General features: G+C 68.0%; 16 protein-coding genes. 13 read left to right on the top strand and 3 right to left on the bottom strand.

Translation table 11 applies throughout. The features are described from left to right. Positions 1-12 precede the first annotated feature (12 nt). The 8 genes from B2J86_RS00915 (at position 13) to B2J86_RS00880 (ending at position 9,248) form a co-directional block, all read left to right on the top strand. Positions 13-1,116: a cell division protein ZipA C-terminal FtsZ-binding domain-containing protein gene (locus tag B2J86_RS00915; protein WP_169170453.1), complete on the top strand. Its 1,104-nt coding sequence runs from the start codon at positions 13-15 to the stop codon at positions 1,114-1,116. Between the two features lie 176 nt (positions 1,117-1,292). Further along, entirely contained in the window at positions 1,293-3,461 is a 2,169-nt protein-coding gene (gene ligA / locus B2J86_RS00910; protein WP_173024494.1) for an NAD-dependent DNA ligase LigA, read from the top strand. Between the two features lie 194 nt (positions 3,462-3,655). Continuing rightward, on the top strand, positions 3,656-6,127 hold the full coding sequence (locus B2J86_RS00905; RefSeq protein WP_173024493.1) for a penicillin-binding protein 1A: 2,472 nt from the start codon (positions 3,656-3,658) through the stop codon (positions 6,125-6,127). A 258-nt stretch (positions 6,128-6,385) separates the two neighbouring features. Beyond that, on the top strand, positions 6,386-6,679 hold the full coding sequence (locus tag B2J86_RS00900; protein WP_169168953.1) for a GYD domain-containing protein: 294 nt from the start codon (positions 6,386-6,388) through the stop codon (positions 6,677-6,679). Positions 6,680-7,151: 472 nt separating this feature from the next. Further along, positions 7,152-7,706 carry a sigma-70 family RNA polymerase sigma factor gene (locus tag B2J86_RS00895; RefSeq protein WP_169169003.1) on the top strand — a complete coding sequence of 185 codons (555 nt, stop codon included), beginning with the start codon at positions 7,152-7,154 and terminating at the stop codon, positions 7,704-7,706. 14 nt (positions 7,707-7,720) lie between these two features. After that, complete coding sequence (locus tag B2J86_RS00890) at positions 7,721-8,161, top strand: anti-sigma factor (RefSeq protein ID WP_169633118.1); 441 nt, start codon at positions 7,721-7,723, stop codon at positions 8,159-8,161. Continuing rightward, positions 8,158-8,631, top strand: a complete 474-nt coding sequence (locus B2J86_RS00885; protein WP_169168955.1) for a Spy/CpxP family protein refolding chaperone — start codon at positions 8,158-8,160, stop codon at positions 8,629-8,631. Before B2J86_RS00890 ends, B2J86_RS00885 begins: the two co-directional genes overlap by 4 nt. Positions 8,632-8,765: 134 nt before the next feature. Continuing rightward, the gene (locus B2J86_RS00880) at positions 8,766-9,248 is read left to right on the top strand and encodes a hypothetical protein (protein WP_169168956.1); all 483 of its coding nucleotides are present in this window, start codon (positions 8,766-8,768) and stop codon (positions 9,246-9,248) included. A 66-nt stretch (positions 9,249-9,314) separates the two neighbouring features. On the opposite strand, the gene B2J86_RS00875 is transcribed toward B2J86_RS00880, so the two are convergent. Then, positions 9,315-9,866 carry an NUDIX hydrolase gene (locus tag B2J86_RS00875; RefSeq protein ID WP_169633117.1) on the bottom strand — a complete coding sequence of 184 codons (552 nt, stop codon included), beginning with the start codon at positions 9,864-9,866 and terminating at the stop codon, positions 9,315-9,317. A gap of 82 nt (positions 9,867-9,948) precedes the next feature. After that, positions 9,949-10,644 (bottom strand): fumarylacetoacetate hydrolase family protein, encoded by a 696-nt coding sequence (locus B2J86_RS00870; protein WP_169633116.1) that lies wholly within the window; start codon positions 10,642-10,644, stop codon positions 9,949-9,951. Positions 10,645-10,914: 270 nt separating this feature from the next. Between B2J86_RS00870 and maiA the strand changes: the two genes are divergently transcribed. Both maiA and B2J86_RS00860 read left to right on the top strand, forming a co-directional pair. After that, a complete protein-coding gene (gene maiA, locus B2J86_RS00865; RefSeq protein WP_173024492.1) occupies positions 10,915-11,583 on the top strand; it encodes a maleylacetoacetate isomerase in 669 nt (222 codons plus the stop codon). Between the two features lie 14 nt (positions 11,584-11,597). Continuing rightward, entirely contained in the window at positions 11,598-12,458 is an 861-nt protein-coding gene (locus B2J86_RS00860) for a polyphenol oxidase family protein (RefSeq protein ID WP_173024491.1), read from the top strand. Here the strand turns inward: B2J86_RS00860 and B2J86_RS00855 are convergent. Beyond that, entirely contained in the window at positions 12,378-12,689 is a 312-nt protein-coding gene (locus B2J86_RS00855) for a hypothetical protein (protein WP_169168961.1), read from the bottom strand. The two genes, B2J86_RS00860 and B2J86_RS00855, sit on opposite strands and share 81 nt — an antisense overlap. Before the next feature lie 117 nt (positions 12,690-12,806). On the opposite strand from B2J86_RS00855, the gene B2J86_RS00850 reads away from it, so the two are divergent. The 3 genes from B2J86_RS00850 (at position 12,807) to phbB (ending at position 16,562) form a co-directional block, all read left to right on the top strand. Continuing rightward, entirely contained in the window at positions 12,807-14,501 is a 1,695-nt protein-coding gene (locus tag B2J86_RS00850) for an alpha/beta hydrolase (protein ID WP_169168962.1), read from the top strand. A 36-nt stretch (positions 14,502-14,537) separates the two neighbouring features. Then, positions 14,538-15,716, top strand: coding sequence for an acetyl-CoA C-acetyltransferase (locus B2J86_RS00845; RefSeq protein ID WP_169168963.1), 1,179 nt, complete (start codon positions 14,538-14,540; stop codon positions 15,714-15,716). A gap of 108 nt (positions 15,717-15,824) precedes the next feature. After that, the gene (phbB, locus tag B2J86_RS00840) at positions 15,825-16,562 is read left to right on the top strand and encodes an acetoacetyl-CoA reductase (protein ID WP_169168964.1); all 738 of its coding nucleotides are present in this window, start codon (positions 15,825-15,827) and stop codon (positions 16,560-16,562) included. Positions 16,563-16,680 lie beyond the last annotated feature (118 nt).

Below are 16,680 nucleotides of genomic sequence, written 5' to 3'. Positions count from 1 at the left end.
CCCCACACCACCATGAGCACCTTGCAAATCAGCCTGGCCGTCATCGGCGCCCTGTTGCTGGCCCTGATCGTGGCCTACAACGCCTGGACAGCCCGCCGGAACACCCCGAAGAAGGCCTTGCCGCCCGAGGGCGAGCGCGCCGCCGAGCCCGCGCTGCGCCAGGAGCCCGGCTTCGACATCCCGGCGAGCCCCGAAACCGAAGCGCACGCGCTGGCGCCAGGCGCCGAGCCCGCGCCGCACAGCGTCGACCTGCACGACGCGCTCGACCTGCCGGTGCCTCCGCCACCCGAGCGCCGCCCGGGCCTGGATGCGCTGATCGACGCGATCGCTCCGCTGCAGGCCGACCACCCGGTGTCGGGCGACGCGGCCATGGCCGCGCTGCCGCCGACGCGCCGCGCCGGCAGCAAACCGTTTGCCATCGAGGGCTACAACGAACGCACGCAGCACTGGGAAACCCCCGTGGCCGGCCAGCGCTACCACGCGTTCCAGGCGGGGGTGCAGCTGGCCAACCGCACCGGCGCGCTCAACGAGATCGAGTTTTCGGAGTTCGTCGTCAAGGCCCAGGCGTTTGCCGACGCCGTCAACGCCGCGCCCGACTTCCCCGACATGCGCCACGAGGTGGCGCGTGCGCGCGAGCTCGACCAATTCGCCAGCGAACACGATGCACAGCTCGCGTTCGTGCTGCGCGCGCGCCAGGCCGCGTGGAGCCCCGGCTACCTGCAGCAAAACGCCGCGCGCCTGGGCTTCGTGCCCGGCGCCATGCCCGGGCGCATGGTGCTGCCCGCCGGCACGCCCGGCCTGCCGCCGGTGCTGAGCCTGGTGTTCGACGCGCAGGCGGCGCTGTCCGAAGACATGGAGCAGTCGGCCGTGCGCGACCTGCTCATCAGCCTCGACGTGTCGCAGGTGAACCGCGCCGAGCAGCCCTTCGCGCGCCTGCGCGAAGCGGCCGCGGCGCTGTGCGAGGCCATGGACGGCGTGCTGTGCGACCAGAACGGCACGCCGCTGCCCGCCATGGCCATGGAGCCGATCGCGGCCGACCTGGAACTGCTCTACGACAAGCTCGACAGCCGCGATCTGTCGGCGGGCTCGGTGCTGGCGCGCCGCCTGTTCAGCTGAAGGCATGGGACACCCCCCTGTGTCGCTTCGCTCCATCCCCCCTCTCTCGCCTCGCTGCGCGATGCGGGAGGGGGGACGCCGCCAGCGCGGCGGGGCGGCCCTTGCGCGGCGGCCGCTGGCCTGGGCCGCGCCAGTTGCATGCGCTGCGGGCAGCGCGCAGATCCATGAGAGCTGAGATGACCGAAAACCTGGATCTTTTTCCGACACCAGAGCCCACCAGACAAGCCCAGGCTGCTATTCAAATAAGAGCGCTTCGGGAACAGCTCAACCGCTGGGCGCACGAGTACTACGTGCAGGATGCGCCCACGGTGCCCGACGCCGAATACGACCGCGCCTACCAGGCGCTCGAAGCGCTGGAGGCGCAACACCCCGACCTGGTCACGCCCGAGTCGCCCACCCAGCGCGTGATTGGCGCCGTGATGGCAGGCCTGGCGCCTGTGCGCCACGATGTGCCGATGCTCAGCATCCGCACCGAAACCGACACCCAGGGCAGCGGCGCGCAGGCGTTCGATGCGCGCGTGCGCCGCGAGCTGGGCCTGCACGAGTCCGACCCGCCGGTCGAATACGTGGCCGAGCCCAAGTTCGACGGCCTGGCCATGAGCCTGCGCTACGAGCGCGGCCACCTGGTGCAGGCCGCGACGCGCGGCAATGGCGAGGTCGGTGAGAACGTCACGCACAACATCCGCACGCTGCGGCAGATTCCGCTGACGCTGCCGCCGGGCGTGCCCCCCCTGCTGGAAGTGCGCGGCGAGGTGTTCATGCGCCGCGCCGACTTCGAGGCGCTCAACGAACGCCAGCGCGAGCAGGGCGGCAAGACCTTCGTCAACCCGCGCAACGCCGCCGCCGGCGCCGTGCGCCAGCTCGATTCGGGCATCGCCGCGCAGCGGCCGCTGAGCTTCTTCGCCTATGGCCTGGGGGCCGTCACGCCGGCGGAGGAGGGCGGCCCCGCGTTTGCCACGCACTACGCGCTGCTGCAAACCCTCAAGTCATGGGGTTTTCCGGTCGCAGACCAGGTGGAGACTGCGCAGGGTGCTTCTGAATTGATAGCGTATCACCAGCGCGTGGGCGCCACCCGCGACGAGCTGCCCTACGACATCGACGGCGTGGTCTACAAGGTCAACCGGCTCGACCTGCAGCGCCAGCTGGGCTTCCTCACGCGCGAGCCGCGCTGGGCCGTGGCGCACAAATACCCGGCTCAGGAGATGGTCACGCGCGTCGAAGGCATCGACGTGCAGGTCGGCCGCACCGGCAAGCTCACGCCCGTGGCGCGCCTGGCGCCCGTGTTCGTGGGCGGTGTGACGGTGACCAACGCGACGCTGCACAACGTGTTCGAGATCCGCAAGAAAGGCGTGCGCGTGGGCGACACCGTGGTGGTGCGCCGCGCCGGCGACGTGATTCCGGAGGTCGTGGGCCGGGTGGCCTCCAGCGGGGCGGCGGGCCTGCCCGATGCCCAAGCGCTTGCGCACGGCGGCGGCGATGCCAAGGCCCTGATCGCCGAACGGGCCCGTGTGCCGCGCCGGCCCTACGTCCCCAACTTCCGCATGCCCGCGCACTGCCCGGTCTGCGGCAGCGACGTGGTGCGCGAAAAGGGCGAGGCCAACCACCGCTGCAGCGGCGGCCTGTTCTGCGCCGCCCAGCGCAAGGAGGCCCTGCTGCACTTTGCCGCGCGCCGCGCCATGGACATCGAGGGCCTGGGCGGCAAGCTGGTCGACCAGCTGGTCGAGTCGGGCGTGATCCGCACCTTGCCCGACCTGTACCGGCTGTGCCTGACTTCGCTGCTGGCGCTCGAGCGCATGGCCGACAAGTCGGCGCAGAACGTGCTCGCGGCGCTGGAGAAGTCCAAGCGCACCACGCTGGCGCGCTTTCTGTTTGCCCTCGGCATTCGCCACATCGGCGAGGCCACGGCCAAGGACCTGGCGCGCCACTTCGGCAGCCTCGACGCGATCATGGACGCGACCGAGGCGCAGCTGCTGCAGGTCAACGATGTCGGCCCCGTGGTCGCGCACAGCCTGCGCACTTTTTTCGACCAGCCGCACAACCGCGAGGTGGTCGAGCAGCTGCGCGCCTGCGGCGTGGCCTGGGAAGAGGGCGCCCCCGCCGAGCGCGCGGCCCAGGCGCTGGCTGGCACGACGGTGGTGATCACCGGCACGCTGCCCACGCTCAGCCGCGACCAGGCCAAAGACCTGCTCGAAGCCGCCGGTGCCAAGGTGGCCGGCTCGGTCAGCAAGAAAACCAGCTACGTTGTGGCCGGCGCGGACGCGGGCAGCAAACTCGCCAGGGCGCAAGCGCTGGGCGTGCCCGTGCTCGACGAGGCGGGCATGCTGGCGCTGCTGGCGGCGCCATGAAGGCGGCACGCGCAGCGCCACGCCCCGCACTTGTGCGCCGCCCGAGCCGCCCCTGTGGCGGCTTTTTCAATATCAAATTCATAGCTGCAAGCGCTTGCTGCAAAAGGGCTGGAAGGCTATTTTCCTGAAAATCTGATGCCGCCTTGCACGCTGTGCCCGCACCCCCGCTCGCCTGAACCATTTCCGTCCCCGCCATGCACCCTGCCATTGCCTCCCTGTCCGCGCGCCTGAGCGGCTGGCGCCAGCGCCTCGCACCCCATCTGCGCCGCCCCACGCGGCGCGGCGTGGCGCTGGGCGCCGCGGCGGTGCCGGCGCTGTGCCTGCTGTATGCGCTGGTGCTGGTGCCGTTCACGCCGTCGATCAGCGACATCCGCAAGGCCAGGACCGAGCAGCCTGCGCAGGTGCTGGCGCGCGGCGGCGAGCTGCTGGCCGAGTACCAATGGGTGCACCGCGAATGGGTGCCGCTCAAGGCCATCGCGCCGCAGGTGGTCGATGCGCTCATCGCCACCGAGGACCACCGCTTCTACCAGCACTGGGGCATGGACTGGCGGCGCACGGCCGGCGCCGCGCTGGCCACGTTCTCGGGCGACCGCCAGGGCGGCTCGACCATCACCCAGCAGCTGGCGCGCAACCTCTATCCGGAAGACATCGGCCGCGCACCCACGCTCACGCGCAAGCTCAAGGAGGCGATCACCGCGTTCAAGATCGAGTGGGCGTACTCCAAGGACGAGATCCTCGAGACCTACCTGAACACCGTGCCCTTTCTCTACAACGCCTGGGGCATCGAGATGGCGGCGCGCACCTATTTCGACACCTCGGCGCGCCGGCTCACGGTGCTGCAAAGCGCCACGCTGATCGGCATGCTCAAGGGCACGAGCTACTACAACCCGGTGCAGAACCCCGAGCGCGCCCAGGCGCGGCGCAACACGGTGCTGGCGCAGATGGCCAAGCGCGGCAAGCTCGACCCGGCGCAGCTCGTGGCCTTGCAGAAACGCCCGCTGCGCATCAATTTCGAACGCCAGTCGGAGCCGCCCGGGCCGGCGCCGCACTTTGCGCAGCAGCTGCGCAAATGGCTGATCGCCTGGGCCGACCGCAACGGCTACAACATCTACACCGACGGCCTGGTGGTGCACACCACGCTCGACGCGCGCCTGCAGTCCCTGGCCACCCAGGCCGTGGCACGCCAGGGCCGCGTGCTGCAGGGCGTGGCCGACGCCGCCTGGGGCCAGCGCAGCGGCTGGAGCGCTGCCAACCCGCTGGTGCAGCGCCTGGTGCGCGAGTCGCCCGAATTCCGCACCGCCGTCGCGCAAGGCCAGGCACCCGACGCCGCCGCCAAGGCGCTGCTGGCGGACGCGGCCTTCCTGCGCGCGCTGCGCCAAGGCAAGACGCGCGTGCAGGCAGGCTTTCTGGCCCTGGCGCCGCAGACCGGCGAGATCCTGGCCTGGGTGGGCAGCCGCGACTTTGCGCTCGACCCCTTCGACCATGTGCAGCAGGCGCGTCGCCAGCCGGGCTCCACCTTCAAGCCCTTTGTGTACGGCGCCGCCTTTGCGCAGGGCGCCCTGGCGAGCGACACGCGGGTGGACCAGGCGGTGGAGATCGCGCTGCCCGGCGGCGAGGTCTGGCGCCCCAGCGACGGCGGACCGCCCAGCGGCCAGCCGATGGCGCTGGCCGACGCGCTGGCGTACTCCAAGAACACCATCACCGCCGAGCTGGTGCAGCAGGTCGGCCCCGCCAAGGTGGCGCAGCTCGCGCGCGCCATGGGCGTGCGCGAGTCTCCGTTCGACGTGGTGCCCTCGCTCGCGCTGGGCACCAGCCCGGTCACGCTCAAGGAAATGGTCAGCGCCTACGCGACCATTGCCAATGCCGGCATGGCCGTCGAGCCCGTGTGGGTCACGCGCATCGAGGACCGCAGTGGCAAGCTGCTGGAGGCCTTCGAACCCCCGAAACCCCGCACCGCGCTGGCCACCCAGGCCGCGCAAACCCTGCGCAACGCCCTGCGCGCCGCGATCGACAAGGGCACGGGCAGCGCGATCCGCACGCGCTACGGCATCCGCGCCGACGTGGCGGGCAAGACCGGCACCACGCAGGACAACGCCGACGGCTGGTTCATCCTCATGCACCCGCAGCTGGTGGCCGGTGCGTGGGTGGGCTTCAACGACAGCCGCATCACGCTGCGCAGCGACCACTGGGGCCAGGGCGCCCACAGCGCGCTGCCCATGGTGGGCGACTTCTTCCAGCAAAGCCTGCGCGCCAAGGCCATCGATGCACGCCAGCGCTTCGTGGACGAGGAAGACACGCGCTGGTGGCACCAGCTTGCCACGCGCCTGCGCGAACGCTGGCAGGCTTGGGGAGCCGGCACGACGCCGCCCGAGGAGGCGCAGGCGCCCGAGCCCGCACCGCGCCGCGCGCCCCAGGCCGCCGAGCCTCCGCCGGCACTGCCGCAGATCACCGAATCGTCCGAGCTGCTGCCGCTGCCCGACGCCAGCCCGACGCCGCTGTCCGCGCTGCCGGCCTTCGTCGTGGTGCCCGGTGACCGCTCGGAGGCCAGTGGCCCGTCCCTCTCGCCCTGGTCCAGCGGGCCCGCCGGGGCGGGGCAGGGGGGTGCGGCGCGTGCTGCAGTGCCCGAGGCGAACCTGCCACCGGTGAGCACCGACTCGGACCCTTGATCCAAGGCGTTTGCCGCCGGGCCCGCCCCGTGCGGCAGCCGCGCCCGGGTCACCCATCCACTCCCGCGGGTGCCGGTACGTTGACTTTGGGGCAAAGCGGGCGCACCGTGGCGCACAGGCCAGACGGCTCCCCCTCAGCCTGCAGGCGCCCTCGGCCTGCGCTTTCTCCGTCCACCAGGTGAGCATGGATTGCCGGTTGCGCAACGGGGCCTGCCCAACCGGTTCACCGATGGGGCCCCTTTGCGCAAAGGAAATACCATGGCAACTTACATCGCACTGTGCAACTTCACGGACCAAGGCATCCGCACGGTCAAGGAGACGACCAAACGCGCCGACGCTGTGAAGGATGCCGCTTCGAAATTCGGCGCCAAGATGCCCCAGATCTATTGGACCCTTGGTCCCTACGACCTGGTCGCGTTCATCGAGGCGCCCGACGACACCTCGGCCACCGCCTTCGGCCTGGCCATTGCCTCCGCGGGCAATATTCGCATGCAAACCCTGCGAGCCTTCACCAAGGACGAGATGGCCGGCATCCTGGGCAAGCTGGGATAGAAGGCCTCAGCCCGATTGAGGCGCAGCGCGCAGGCGCCTCGCTTTCCACAGCCGGTGCCTGCGCCTGCGCTGCCGCTTGGCGGAAGGAAGACAGCTTTCCGGAAGCGGGCAGAAAAAGCCTCATTCAGCCTCCATTGAATGTAACTTACATGAATTAAGCAAACGCCCATGCCGAGGAAAGAGTGGGCGATATCAAGCTTCTTGCTTGGCAATGCAGGGGGCATGCGGCTTCTTGGATCGTGATTACGCAAATTGGCCATCCCTCTCCGTCTCAACACACTTGGTCTGTATCGATCCAGTCCAGGCGGTGCAATCCGCGCAGCAGCGAGAGTCCCAATCGGGCGCGATTCATAGATCCATGGAAAGCGGGCGTGCGGCGCGTGTCAAGATGCCTGTCTGTCGACCCCAGCCCCCCGGGTTCTGCAAACCAGGGAACTTTCAGGCGGCTCGCGCGTTGAAGCCATCAAACCCCATGGGAATTTTCAGCCATCTCCAAGACGAAGAATGCGCTGCGCACGCACAGCGGGGTGAGCGGGCGGCTTTTTCAGAGTTGGTGGCACGCTTTCAGGACCGCATCTACCGCTTTCTCGTGCGCTTGACCCGCTCGCACGACGATGCGCTGGAGTTGACCCAGGACACTTTTTTGAACGCCTACAAGGCCCTGCCGCGCTGGACGCCGCAGGCGCGGCTCAGCACCTGGCTGTTTCGCATTGCCCGCAACCTGGCTTTTGACTGGTTGCGGCGCGGCAAGCGGGTGGATTTCGTCCCTCTGAGCGACGAAGAAGAAGCTCTTTGCCCGGACCCGGCGCCCGGGCCCGATGCCGTGCTGGAAACCGTGCAGCGCTACCAGGGCCTCGAAGCCTCCCTGGCGCGCCTGCCCACCGAACACCGCGAAATCCTGCTGCTGCGGGAAATAGAAGACATGTCTTACGAAGAGATTGCCGCCGTGCTCGACATCGGCCTGGGCACCGTCAAATCGCGCATTGCACGCGCACGTGCCGGTCTGCTGGAGAGAATGCCGCGCTGAATGGAGACCCTGCCATGACCTGCCCCCAACACCACAAGCTGTCTGTCTATGCCGATCACCAGATGCCGCCCGCCGAACGTGCCAGATTCGACCGCCATTTGCAGGGCTGTCCCCTGTGCCAGCAGCGGCTCAATGACATCGCCGCCCTGCGGAACGGCCTGCGAAAGCTGCCGTCGCCCCGCTTGGGTTTCGATCTCGCCGCGCAACTGAACGACCGCCTGTGCGCCCAACCACCGGGCATGCGGCCAGCTGCCGGCCGCTGGCTGGGCTGGGTGCCCGCAGGGTTGGCGACGGGGCTGGCCTTGGCATCGGGCGTCTGGATGGGAGGGGTGCTCTTGGGAGCGGGCGCTGCGCGCGCGCCAAGCGCCAGCCTTGTGCGGGTGTTCGACCCCGTTCCGCCGGGCGGCCTGTGCGCCGCCGCCGAAATTTGCCGCCTCTCTAAAGGAATGCCATGAAACGCCCCACCGCCTCCCAATGGCTTCTGGCCGTGTCGTTGGCCCTGAATCTCGGCATTGTCGCGGCGGTCGCTGTGCACCAGCTGCAACTGTCGCCCGCCGCCAAGGCCATGCACGTGCTGCCTTTGAACCTGGCGGACTATTTGCAACTGAACGCCGACCAGCGCCAGCGCTGGCAGGCGCTTGAACCCCATTTTTTACGCGATCTGGCGGCCAACTGGGGCGAAATCCGCCAACACCGCGAGTCGCTGGTGCGGCACATTTTTGCTTCGCAGATCGACCGGGCAGCCATCAATGCCGAGCAGGCCCGGATCGCCGCGCTGCAAAACGCGCAGCAGCAACGCGTGATCGAGCAGCTGCTGGCCGAGCGCGTATTGCTCAACGATGGCCAGCGCGCCACGCTGATGGCCTTGCTGCTGAGCCGCTATGCCCAGGAATCCACCGAAGAGGAGTTGCTGCACCGCCATTGAGGCCAGCATAGGACGCAGCGCAAGAGACAGGAAAGATGCAAAACAAATGGAACATTTGTCGGTGCCGCACGTTTGAAGCAGCAAGGCCTGCCATTTGCAGGTCCCATGTGCATTCAACCCACTGGAGCCATCCCATGAAATCACCGCTGTACCTGTTTCTCGCCGCTGCCCTGACACTGCCCGCCGCAGCAGGGGCCGCCACCCCCGCAGGCCACGACCACGCGAGCGCCACGCCCCTCACAGTGGAACTCAACGCCGGAAAAAAATGGGCCATCGATGCGCCGCTGCGCAAGGGCATGGCGGCGATACAGGCAGCGGTTAGCCGCACTTTGCCGGCAGCACACGCTGGCAAGGCCACAGCGGCAAACTATGACGCTCTGGGCGCGACGGTCTCGGCGCAAGTCGCCTACATCGTCGAAAACTGCAAGCTCGAACCCAAGGCCGACGCGCAGTTGCATGCAGTGATTGCCAACCTCATGGGCGGCGTTGAAGCCGTGCAGGGCAAGGAAGGCGACAGCGAGAGGGCTTCTGGCGTCGTCAAGCTTGCGCAAGCGCTCAACACCTACGGCAGCCATTTCGACCACGCGGGCTGGAAAGCCCTCAAGCTGCCCCATTGAGACTGCAGGCGCCAGTGCAGCGGGCGCTGGCCTGGCGGCATGCGAGCTCCTGGCGGGCCCGATCGGCTATTCGATATCGATGCAGTGCAGCCCGAACGCGCCGGCGCGCCGGTCGGCAAAGTAGCGCTCCAGCGTGGCCTTGACAGTGCGGAACGCCAGTTCGTCCCAGGGCACCTCGCTCTCGGTGAACAGGCGCGCCTCCAGCGTCTCGAAGCCCGGGTTGAATTGGTCGCTGAGCAGGGTGGCACGGTAAAACAGGTGCACCTGGCCGACGCGGCGCACGTTCAGCAGCGAAAACAGCGGGCCCATCTCGATCTGCGCGCCGGCTTCCTCGTCGGTCTCGCGCGCGGCGCCTTCGGCGGTGGTTTCATCGAGTTCCATGAAGCCGGCCGGCAGGGTCCACTTGCCATAGCGCGGCTCGATGGCGCGCTTGCACAGCAGCACGCGGCCGTCGGCCAGCTCGGGCACGGTGCCGACCACGTTGAGCGGGTTTTCGTAGTGGATGGTCTGGCAGGCCGGGCACACGGCACGCTGGCGGGTGTCGCCGTCATCGGGGACGCGGTACACCACCGCGGTGCCGCAGTTGCGGCAGTGCTTGATCGGGCTGCGAAAGGTCATGCGCTGAATTTTGAATCAAATAGGCCTCCAGCGCTTATGATATAAGCGCTGGATGCTATTAAATAAGTAGTGAATTGACTGGCTATACCACGCTCAGTCGCAGTGGCTCCAAGCCCTCGACGCCGCCGTCGAGCAGGTCGCCGCGCACCACGGCGGCCACGCCTTCGGGCGTGCCGGTGTAGATCAGGTCGCCGGGCTGCAGCTCCCAGGCGGCCGAGACGTGCTCGATGGTCTCGGCAATGTTCCAGATGAGCTGCGCCACCGTGCTGCGCTGGCGGTCTGCGCCGTTGACCTGCAGCCAGATGGCGGCGTTCTGCACATCGCCGGCCTGCGCCGCGGGCGTGATCGGGCCGATCGGGGCGCTGTGCTCGAAGCCCTTGCCGATGCACCAGGGGCGTCCCTGCTTTTTCATCTCGTTCTGCAGGTCGCGCCGCGTCATGTCCAGACCCACGGCGTAGCCAAAGATGTGCTGGGCCGCATCGGCCGCCGCGATGTTCTTGCCCCCCTTGCCGATCGCCACGACGAGTTCGATCTCATGGTGCAGGTTGGCTGTCAGGCTGGGGTAGGGCAGTTGGCCGGTCTCGCCCGCGTTCACGGGCAGGGCGGCGTCGGCCGGTTTCATGAAGAAGAACGGCGGCTCGCGGCCGGTGAAGCCCATTTCCTTGGCGTGCTCTTCGTAGTTGCGGCCCACGCAATAGATGCGGTGCACCGGAAAACGCTCGCTGGTGCCAACCACGGGAACACTGGCCACCGGGGCCGGAGGAAATACATAGCTCATGCGGGACTTTCTGCGTCAATGGGTGGAAGGGGTGCGTCGCCGGCGAGGCCGCGCGTGCGCAAGCACGCAGCAGTGTGCCATGGGCCCGATACACTCGCGGCCATGGCAGCCCGCTTGGACGGGCGGCGCGCAGCACTGGCGGGTGAAGGGCCGCTGCCGGCGCGGTGCCGGGCCGGCAGGGTGGCTGGCCGGCTGGCTGTGGGGCTGTGCGGACCACGCACCCATCGGCGCAGCGCCCAATTCTGTTCCACCGCCTTTACAGGACGCCCCATGAAGCTCTACAACTACTTTCGCTCCTCGGCCTCGTTCCGCGTGCGCATCGCGCTGCAGCTCAAGGGCCTGCCCTACGACTATGTGCCCGTGCACCTGGTGCGCGCCGAGCACCGGCAGGCCGCCTATGCGGCGCGGCTGGGCGACGCGCTGGTGCCGGCGCTCGAAACGGACGACGGCCACACCCTGGGCCAGTCGATGGCCATCATCGAATACCTCGATGAAACCCACCCCGCACCCCCATTGCTGCCCGGCGGCGCGCTGGAGCGCGCACGCGTGCGCGCGCTGGCCCAGATGGTGGCGTGTGAGATCCATCCGCTCAACAACCTGCGCGTGCTCAAATACCTGGTGCACGAGATCAAGGTCGGTGACGACGCCAAGAACGCCTGGTACCACCATTGGGTGCGCAGCGGCCTCGAAGCCTTCGAGCGCCAGCTGGCCCTGCTGGCGCAGGAGCGCGAATCCGCATGCCAGGCGCCGTCGCAGTACTGTTGGGGCGACACGCCCACGCTGGCCGACTGCTGCCTTGTGCCGCAGATCTTCAATGCCCAGCGCTTCCATGTGAACCTGGACGGCCTGCCGCGCACGCTCGCGGCTTTCGATGGCTGCATGGCCCTGCCGGCTTTCCAGCAGGCGCAGCCCTCGGCCTGCCCCGACGCCGAAGCGTGAGCCCAAGGCCTGCCATGCACCTCGACTGGCTGGTCCCCGACTGGCCCGCGCCCGCCCATGTGCATGCGCTGTGCACCACGCGCGCCGGCGGCGCCAGCGCGGCGCCGTACGACAGCCTGAACCTCGGGGGCCATGTGGGCGATGACCCGGCTGCCGTGCAGGCCAACCGGCGCGTGCTGCAGGCGGCGCTGGCCGCTGCCACGCCGGGGGCGCATGCCATATTTCTGCAGCAGGTGCATGGAACGCGGGTGCTCGCCTTGGGGGCCAGCCTGCAGGATGGCAACTGCGCCGATGCCTGCGTGGCCACCGCGCCTGGGCAGGTCTGCACCATCATGGTGGCCGACTGCCTGCCGGTTCTGCTGACCGACCGCCAGGGCCGTGCCGTGGCCGCAGCCCATGCCGGCTGGCGTGGTCTGGCAGGAGGGAAGGAGGGCGGCGTGCTGGAAGCGGTTTTCCAGGAGTTTTCGGCCCTGGCGCTTGCAGGGTCTGTGCAAGCAGCTATCAAAAATGGAGTGAATGCACCGCCCGTGCAGCCGCAGCAAGTGCCCGTTGCAACCGACACGCTGGCCTGGCTCGGCCCGTGCATCGGCCCGCAGGCTTTTGAGGTAGGCGCCGAGGTGCACGCCGCCTTTTGCGCGCACGACGGCGCGGCGGCGCAGCACTTTCGGCCGCATGGTTCCGGCAAATACCTGGCCGACCTGGCGGCGCTGGCGCGCCAGCGCCTGCATGCGCTCGGCGTCAGCGCGGTCTATGGCAACGACAGCAGCGCCGCCTGGTGCACGGTGGCGAACCCTTCAAGGTTCTTTTCGCACCGGCGCGACAGTGCCGCCCTCGGCGGCAGCGGGCGCTTCGCCGCGTGCGTCTGGATCGGCTGAAGCCGCAGCCGAGGCCTCCTGCGCGGCGGCTGCGCGCTCGGCCATCTCGCGCGCGTGGATGGCGCGCCGGCGCCCCGGCGTGCCGAGGATGTACACGACGATGGACAAGGGCAGCAGGCCATACAGCACAAAGGTGATGGCGGCGCCCAGCAGCGAGCCCGTGGTGCTCGTGGCTTCGGCCACGGCCATCATGATGGTGACGTAAAGCCACGCGATAACGACCAGATACATCAGCGGTCCACGTAAGGAAAAGAAAGGGATTGGAGCGTTACCATAGCCGAGTGCTCGGCAACAATCGGGTGGCAACCACGCACAGTGAGCGGGTTCTTCGCACCCAAAGGAGGCAGCATGGATTCTGATTCACTCTGGGACCAAAGTGCCCAGCAATTCCAGCAGATTTTCGGCGAAAGCTGGTCACGTGCGCTGCAATCCTTCCAGGGTGTCGATGTGGGCGCCCCCCAGTTGCCTGCGCCCGTGCACTTCGCCCCCGAAAAGATCCAGACGCTGCAGCAGCAGTACCTCGACCAGATCCGCGAGCTGTGGAGCCAGGGCGCAGCGCCGGTGGCAGCGCAAGACAAGCGCTTCAGCGGCGACGGCTGGTCGCGCAACCCGGTGGCGTCGTTTTCTGCCGCCACCTACCTGCTCAACGCGCGCACGCTCATGGGCCTGGCCGAGGCCGTGGACGCCGACGCCAAGACCCGCGCACGCATCCGCTTCGGCGTGGAGCAGTGGTTGGCCGCCATGGCGCCGAGCAACTTCCTGGCCTTCAACGCCGAGGCGCAGCGAAAGGCGATCGAAACCCAGGGCGAGAGCATCGCCAAGGGCCTGCAGAACCTGTTGCGCGACATGCGCCAGGGCCACGTCTCGATGACCGACGAGAGCCTGTTTGAAGTGGGCCGCAACGTGGCCACGACCGAGGGCGCCGTGGTGTTCGAGAACGAGCTGTTCCAGCTCATCGAATACAAGCCGCTCACGGCCAAGGTGTACGAGCGGCCCTTCCTGCTCATCCCGCCGTGCATCAACAAGTTCTACATCCTCGACCTGCAGCCCGACAACTCGCTGATCCGCTATGCGGTCAGCCAGGGCCAGCGCACCTTTGTCGTGAGTTGGCGCAACCCCGATGCGTCAATGGCGGACAAGACCTGGGACCACTATGTGGAGGACGGCGCCATCGAGGCCATCCACGTGGTGCAGCAGATCTCGGGCGCCGAGCAGATCAACGCGCTGGGCTTTTGCGTGGGAGGCACGATCCTGAGCAACGCCCTGGCCGTGCTGGCGGCGCGCGGGCGCGAGCCCGTGGCCAGCGCCGCCTTCCTGACCACGCTGATCGACTTCACCGACACCGGCATCCTCGACGTCTTCATCGACGAGGCGTCCGTGCGCTTCCGTGAAATGCAGATGGGCCAGGGCGGCATGATGCAGGGCAAGGACCTGGCCTCCACGTTCAGCTTCCTGCGCCCCAACGACCTGGTCTGGAACTACGTGGTGGGCAATTACCTCCAGGGCGAGACCCCGCCGCCGTTCGACCTGCTGTACTGGAACAGCGACAGCACCAACCTGCCCGGACCTTTCTATGCCTGGTACCTGCGCAACATGTACCTGGAAAACAAGCTCATCGAATCCGGCAAGCTGACCGTGTGCGGCGAAAAGCTGGACCTGAGCCAGCTGACGCTGCCGACCTACATCTATGGCTCGCGCGAGGACCACATCGTGCCCATCGGTGCCGCCTATGCCTCCACCCAGGTGCTGCCGGGCCCCAAGCGTTTTGTGATGGGGGCCTCGGGCCACATCGCGGGAGTCATCAACCCGCCATCCAAGAACAAGCGCAGCCACTGGATCCGCGCCGACGGCAAGCTGCCCAAGACCTTCGACGCCTGGCTGGAGGGCGCCGAAGAACACCCCGGCAGCTGGTGGACCGACTGGAGCACCTGGCTGCAAGCCCATGCGGGCGCGCAGATCCCGGCACCCAAAACCTACGGCAAAGGGGCAAAATTCAAGGCGATCGAGCCTGCGCCTGGCCGCTACGTCCAGCAGAAGGCCTGATCTCCGGCGCCGACTCATTTTCACAAGGACCACACCATGGAAGACATCGTTATCGTTTCGGCCACCCGCACGGCGGTGGGCAAGTTTGGCGGCGCGCTGGCCAAGACCCCGGCCACCGAGCTGGGCAGCATCGTGATCCAGGAAGCGCTGGCGCGCGCGCGCGTGGGCCTGGACCAGGTGGGTGAAGTCATCATGGGCCAGGTCCTCACCGCGGGCGTCGGCCAGAACGCCGCGCGCCAGGCCATGATGAAGGCCGGCGTGGCCAAGGAAACCCCGGCGATGACCATCAACGCCGTCTGCGGTTCGGGCCTGAAGGCAGTGATGCTGGCAGCCCAGGCGGTGGCCACGGGCGACAGCGAAATCGTCGTGGCCGGTGGCCAGGAAAACATGAGCGCCAGCCCCCATGTACTCAATGGCTCGCGCGATGGTCAGCGCATGGGCGACTGGAAGATGGTCGACACCATGATCGTCGACGGCCTCTGGGACGTGTACAACCAGTACCACATGGGCATCACCGCCGAGAACGTGGCCAAGCAGTACGGCATCACGCGCGACATGCAGGATGCGCTGGCCCTGGGCAGCCAGCAGAAAGCGGCGGCCGCGCAGGACGCGGGCCGCTTCGCTGACGAGATCGTCGGCGTGCGCCTGGCGCAGAAAAAGGGCGACCCCATCGTCTTCAACGCCGATGAATTCATCAACCGCAAGTCCAATGCCGAGGGGCTGGCCAGCCTGCGCCCGGCCTTCGACAAGGCCGGCAGCGTGACGGCGGGCAACGCCTCGGGCCTGAACGACGGCGCTGCCGCTGTCGTGGTGATGAGCGCCAGGAAGGCGGCCGCCCTGGGGCTCACCCCCCTGGCGCGCATTGCGTCCTTTGGCACCAACGGCCTGGACCCGGCCACCATGGGCATGGGCCCCGTGTCTGCCACGCGCAAGGCCCTGCAGCGCGCGGGCTGGAGCGCGTCCGACATCGACCTGTTCGAACTCAACGAAGCCTTCGCCGCCCAGGCCTGCGCCGTGAACCAGGAACTCGCCATCGATCCGGCCAAGGTCAACGTCAATGGCGGTGCCATCGCCATCGGCCACCCCATCGGCGCGTCGGGCTGCCGCATCCTGGTCACGCTGCTGCATGAAATGCAGCGCCGCGATGCGAAGAAAGGCCTGGCCGCTTTGTGCATTGGCGGCGGCATGGGCGTGGCCCTGGCGCTCGAGCGCTGAGCAAACGGCGCCTGTGGGGCCGCGCGCCTCCGTGTTTACGTGGACAGCCGGCGCGCCGAAGACCGCTAGAGTGGGAGCGGTCCCAGCATCCAACAAGAGGAGATCAAGATGAGCAAAAAAGTAGCGTATGTCACCGGCGGCATGGGGGGCATCGGCACCGCCATTTGCCAGCGCCTCCACAAGGATGGGTTCACGGTTGTCGCAGGCTGCGGTCCCACGCGCGACCATGCCAAATGGCTGGCCGAGCAAAAGGCGCTGGGCTACACCTTCCACGCGTCGGTGGGCAACGTGGGCGACTGGGACTCCACGGTCGAGGCTTTCAGCAAGACCAAGGCCGAGCACGGCAGCATCGATGTGCTGGTCAACAACGCCGGCATCACGCGCGACCGCATGTTTCTGAAAATGTCCCGCGAAGACTGGGACGCCGTGATCGAGACCAATCTCAACAGCATGTTCAACGTCACCAAGCAGGTGGTGGCCGACATGGTTGAAAAGGGCTGGGGCCGCATCGTCAACATCAGCTCGGTCAATGGCGAAAAAGGCCAGGCCGGTCAGACCAACTATTCGGCCGCCAAGGCCGGCATGCACGGTTTTTCCATGGCGCTGGCGCAGGAACTGGCGACCAAGGGCGTGACGGTGAATACCGTGAGCCCGGGTTACATCGGCACCGACATGGTCAAGGCCATCCGCGCCGACGTGCTTGAAAAGATCGTCGCCACCGTGCCGGTCAAGCGCCTGGGCGAGCCCAGCGAGATCGCCTCCATCATCGCGTGGCTGGCATCGGACGAAGGCGGCTACGCCACCGGCGCCGACTTCTCGGTCAACGGCGGACTGCACATGGGCTGACTGCGCGCAGGGCGGGTGCCAACGGGGGCGCCCCCTCCCGTACCTTGAAGCCGCTCCGCATGCTGGGAGCGGCTTTTTTGATGGCGCTGCGCCAGCAGGCGGCCAGCGCATGGTGGGG

Origin of the sequence: Acidovorax sp. SRB_14 (assembly GCF_012932145.1) — a bacterium.
Classification (GTDB): domain Bacteria; phylum Pseudomonadota; class Gammaproteobacteria; order Burkholderiales; family Burkholderiaceae_C; genus Simplicispira.
The sequence above is the reverse complement of the archived record's forward strand: the minus strand, read 5'-3'. Positions and strand labels throughout refer to the sequence as shown.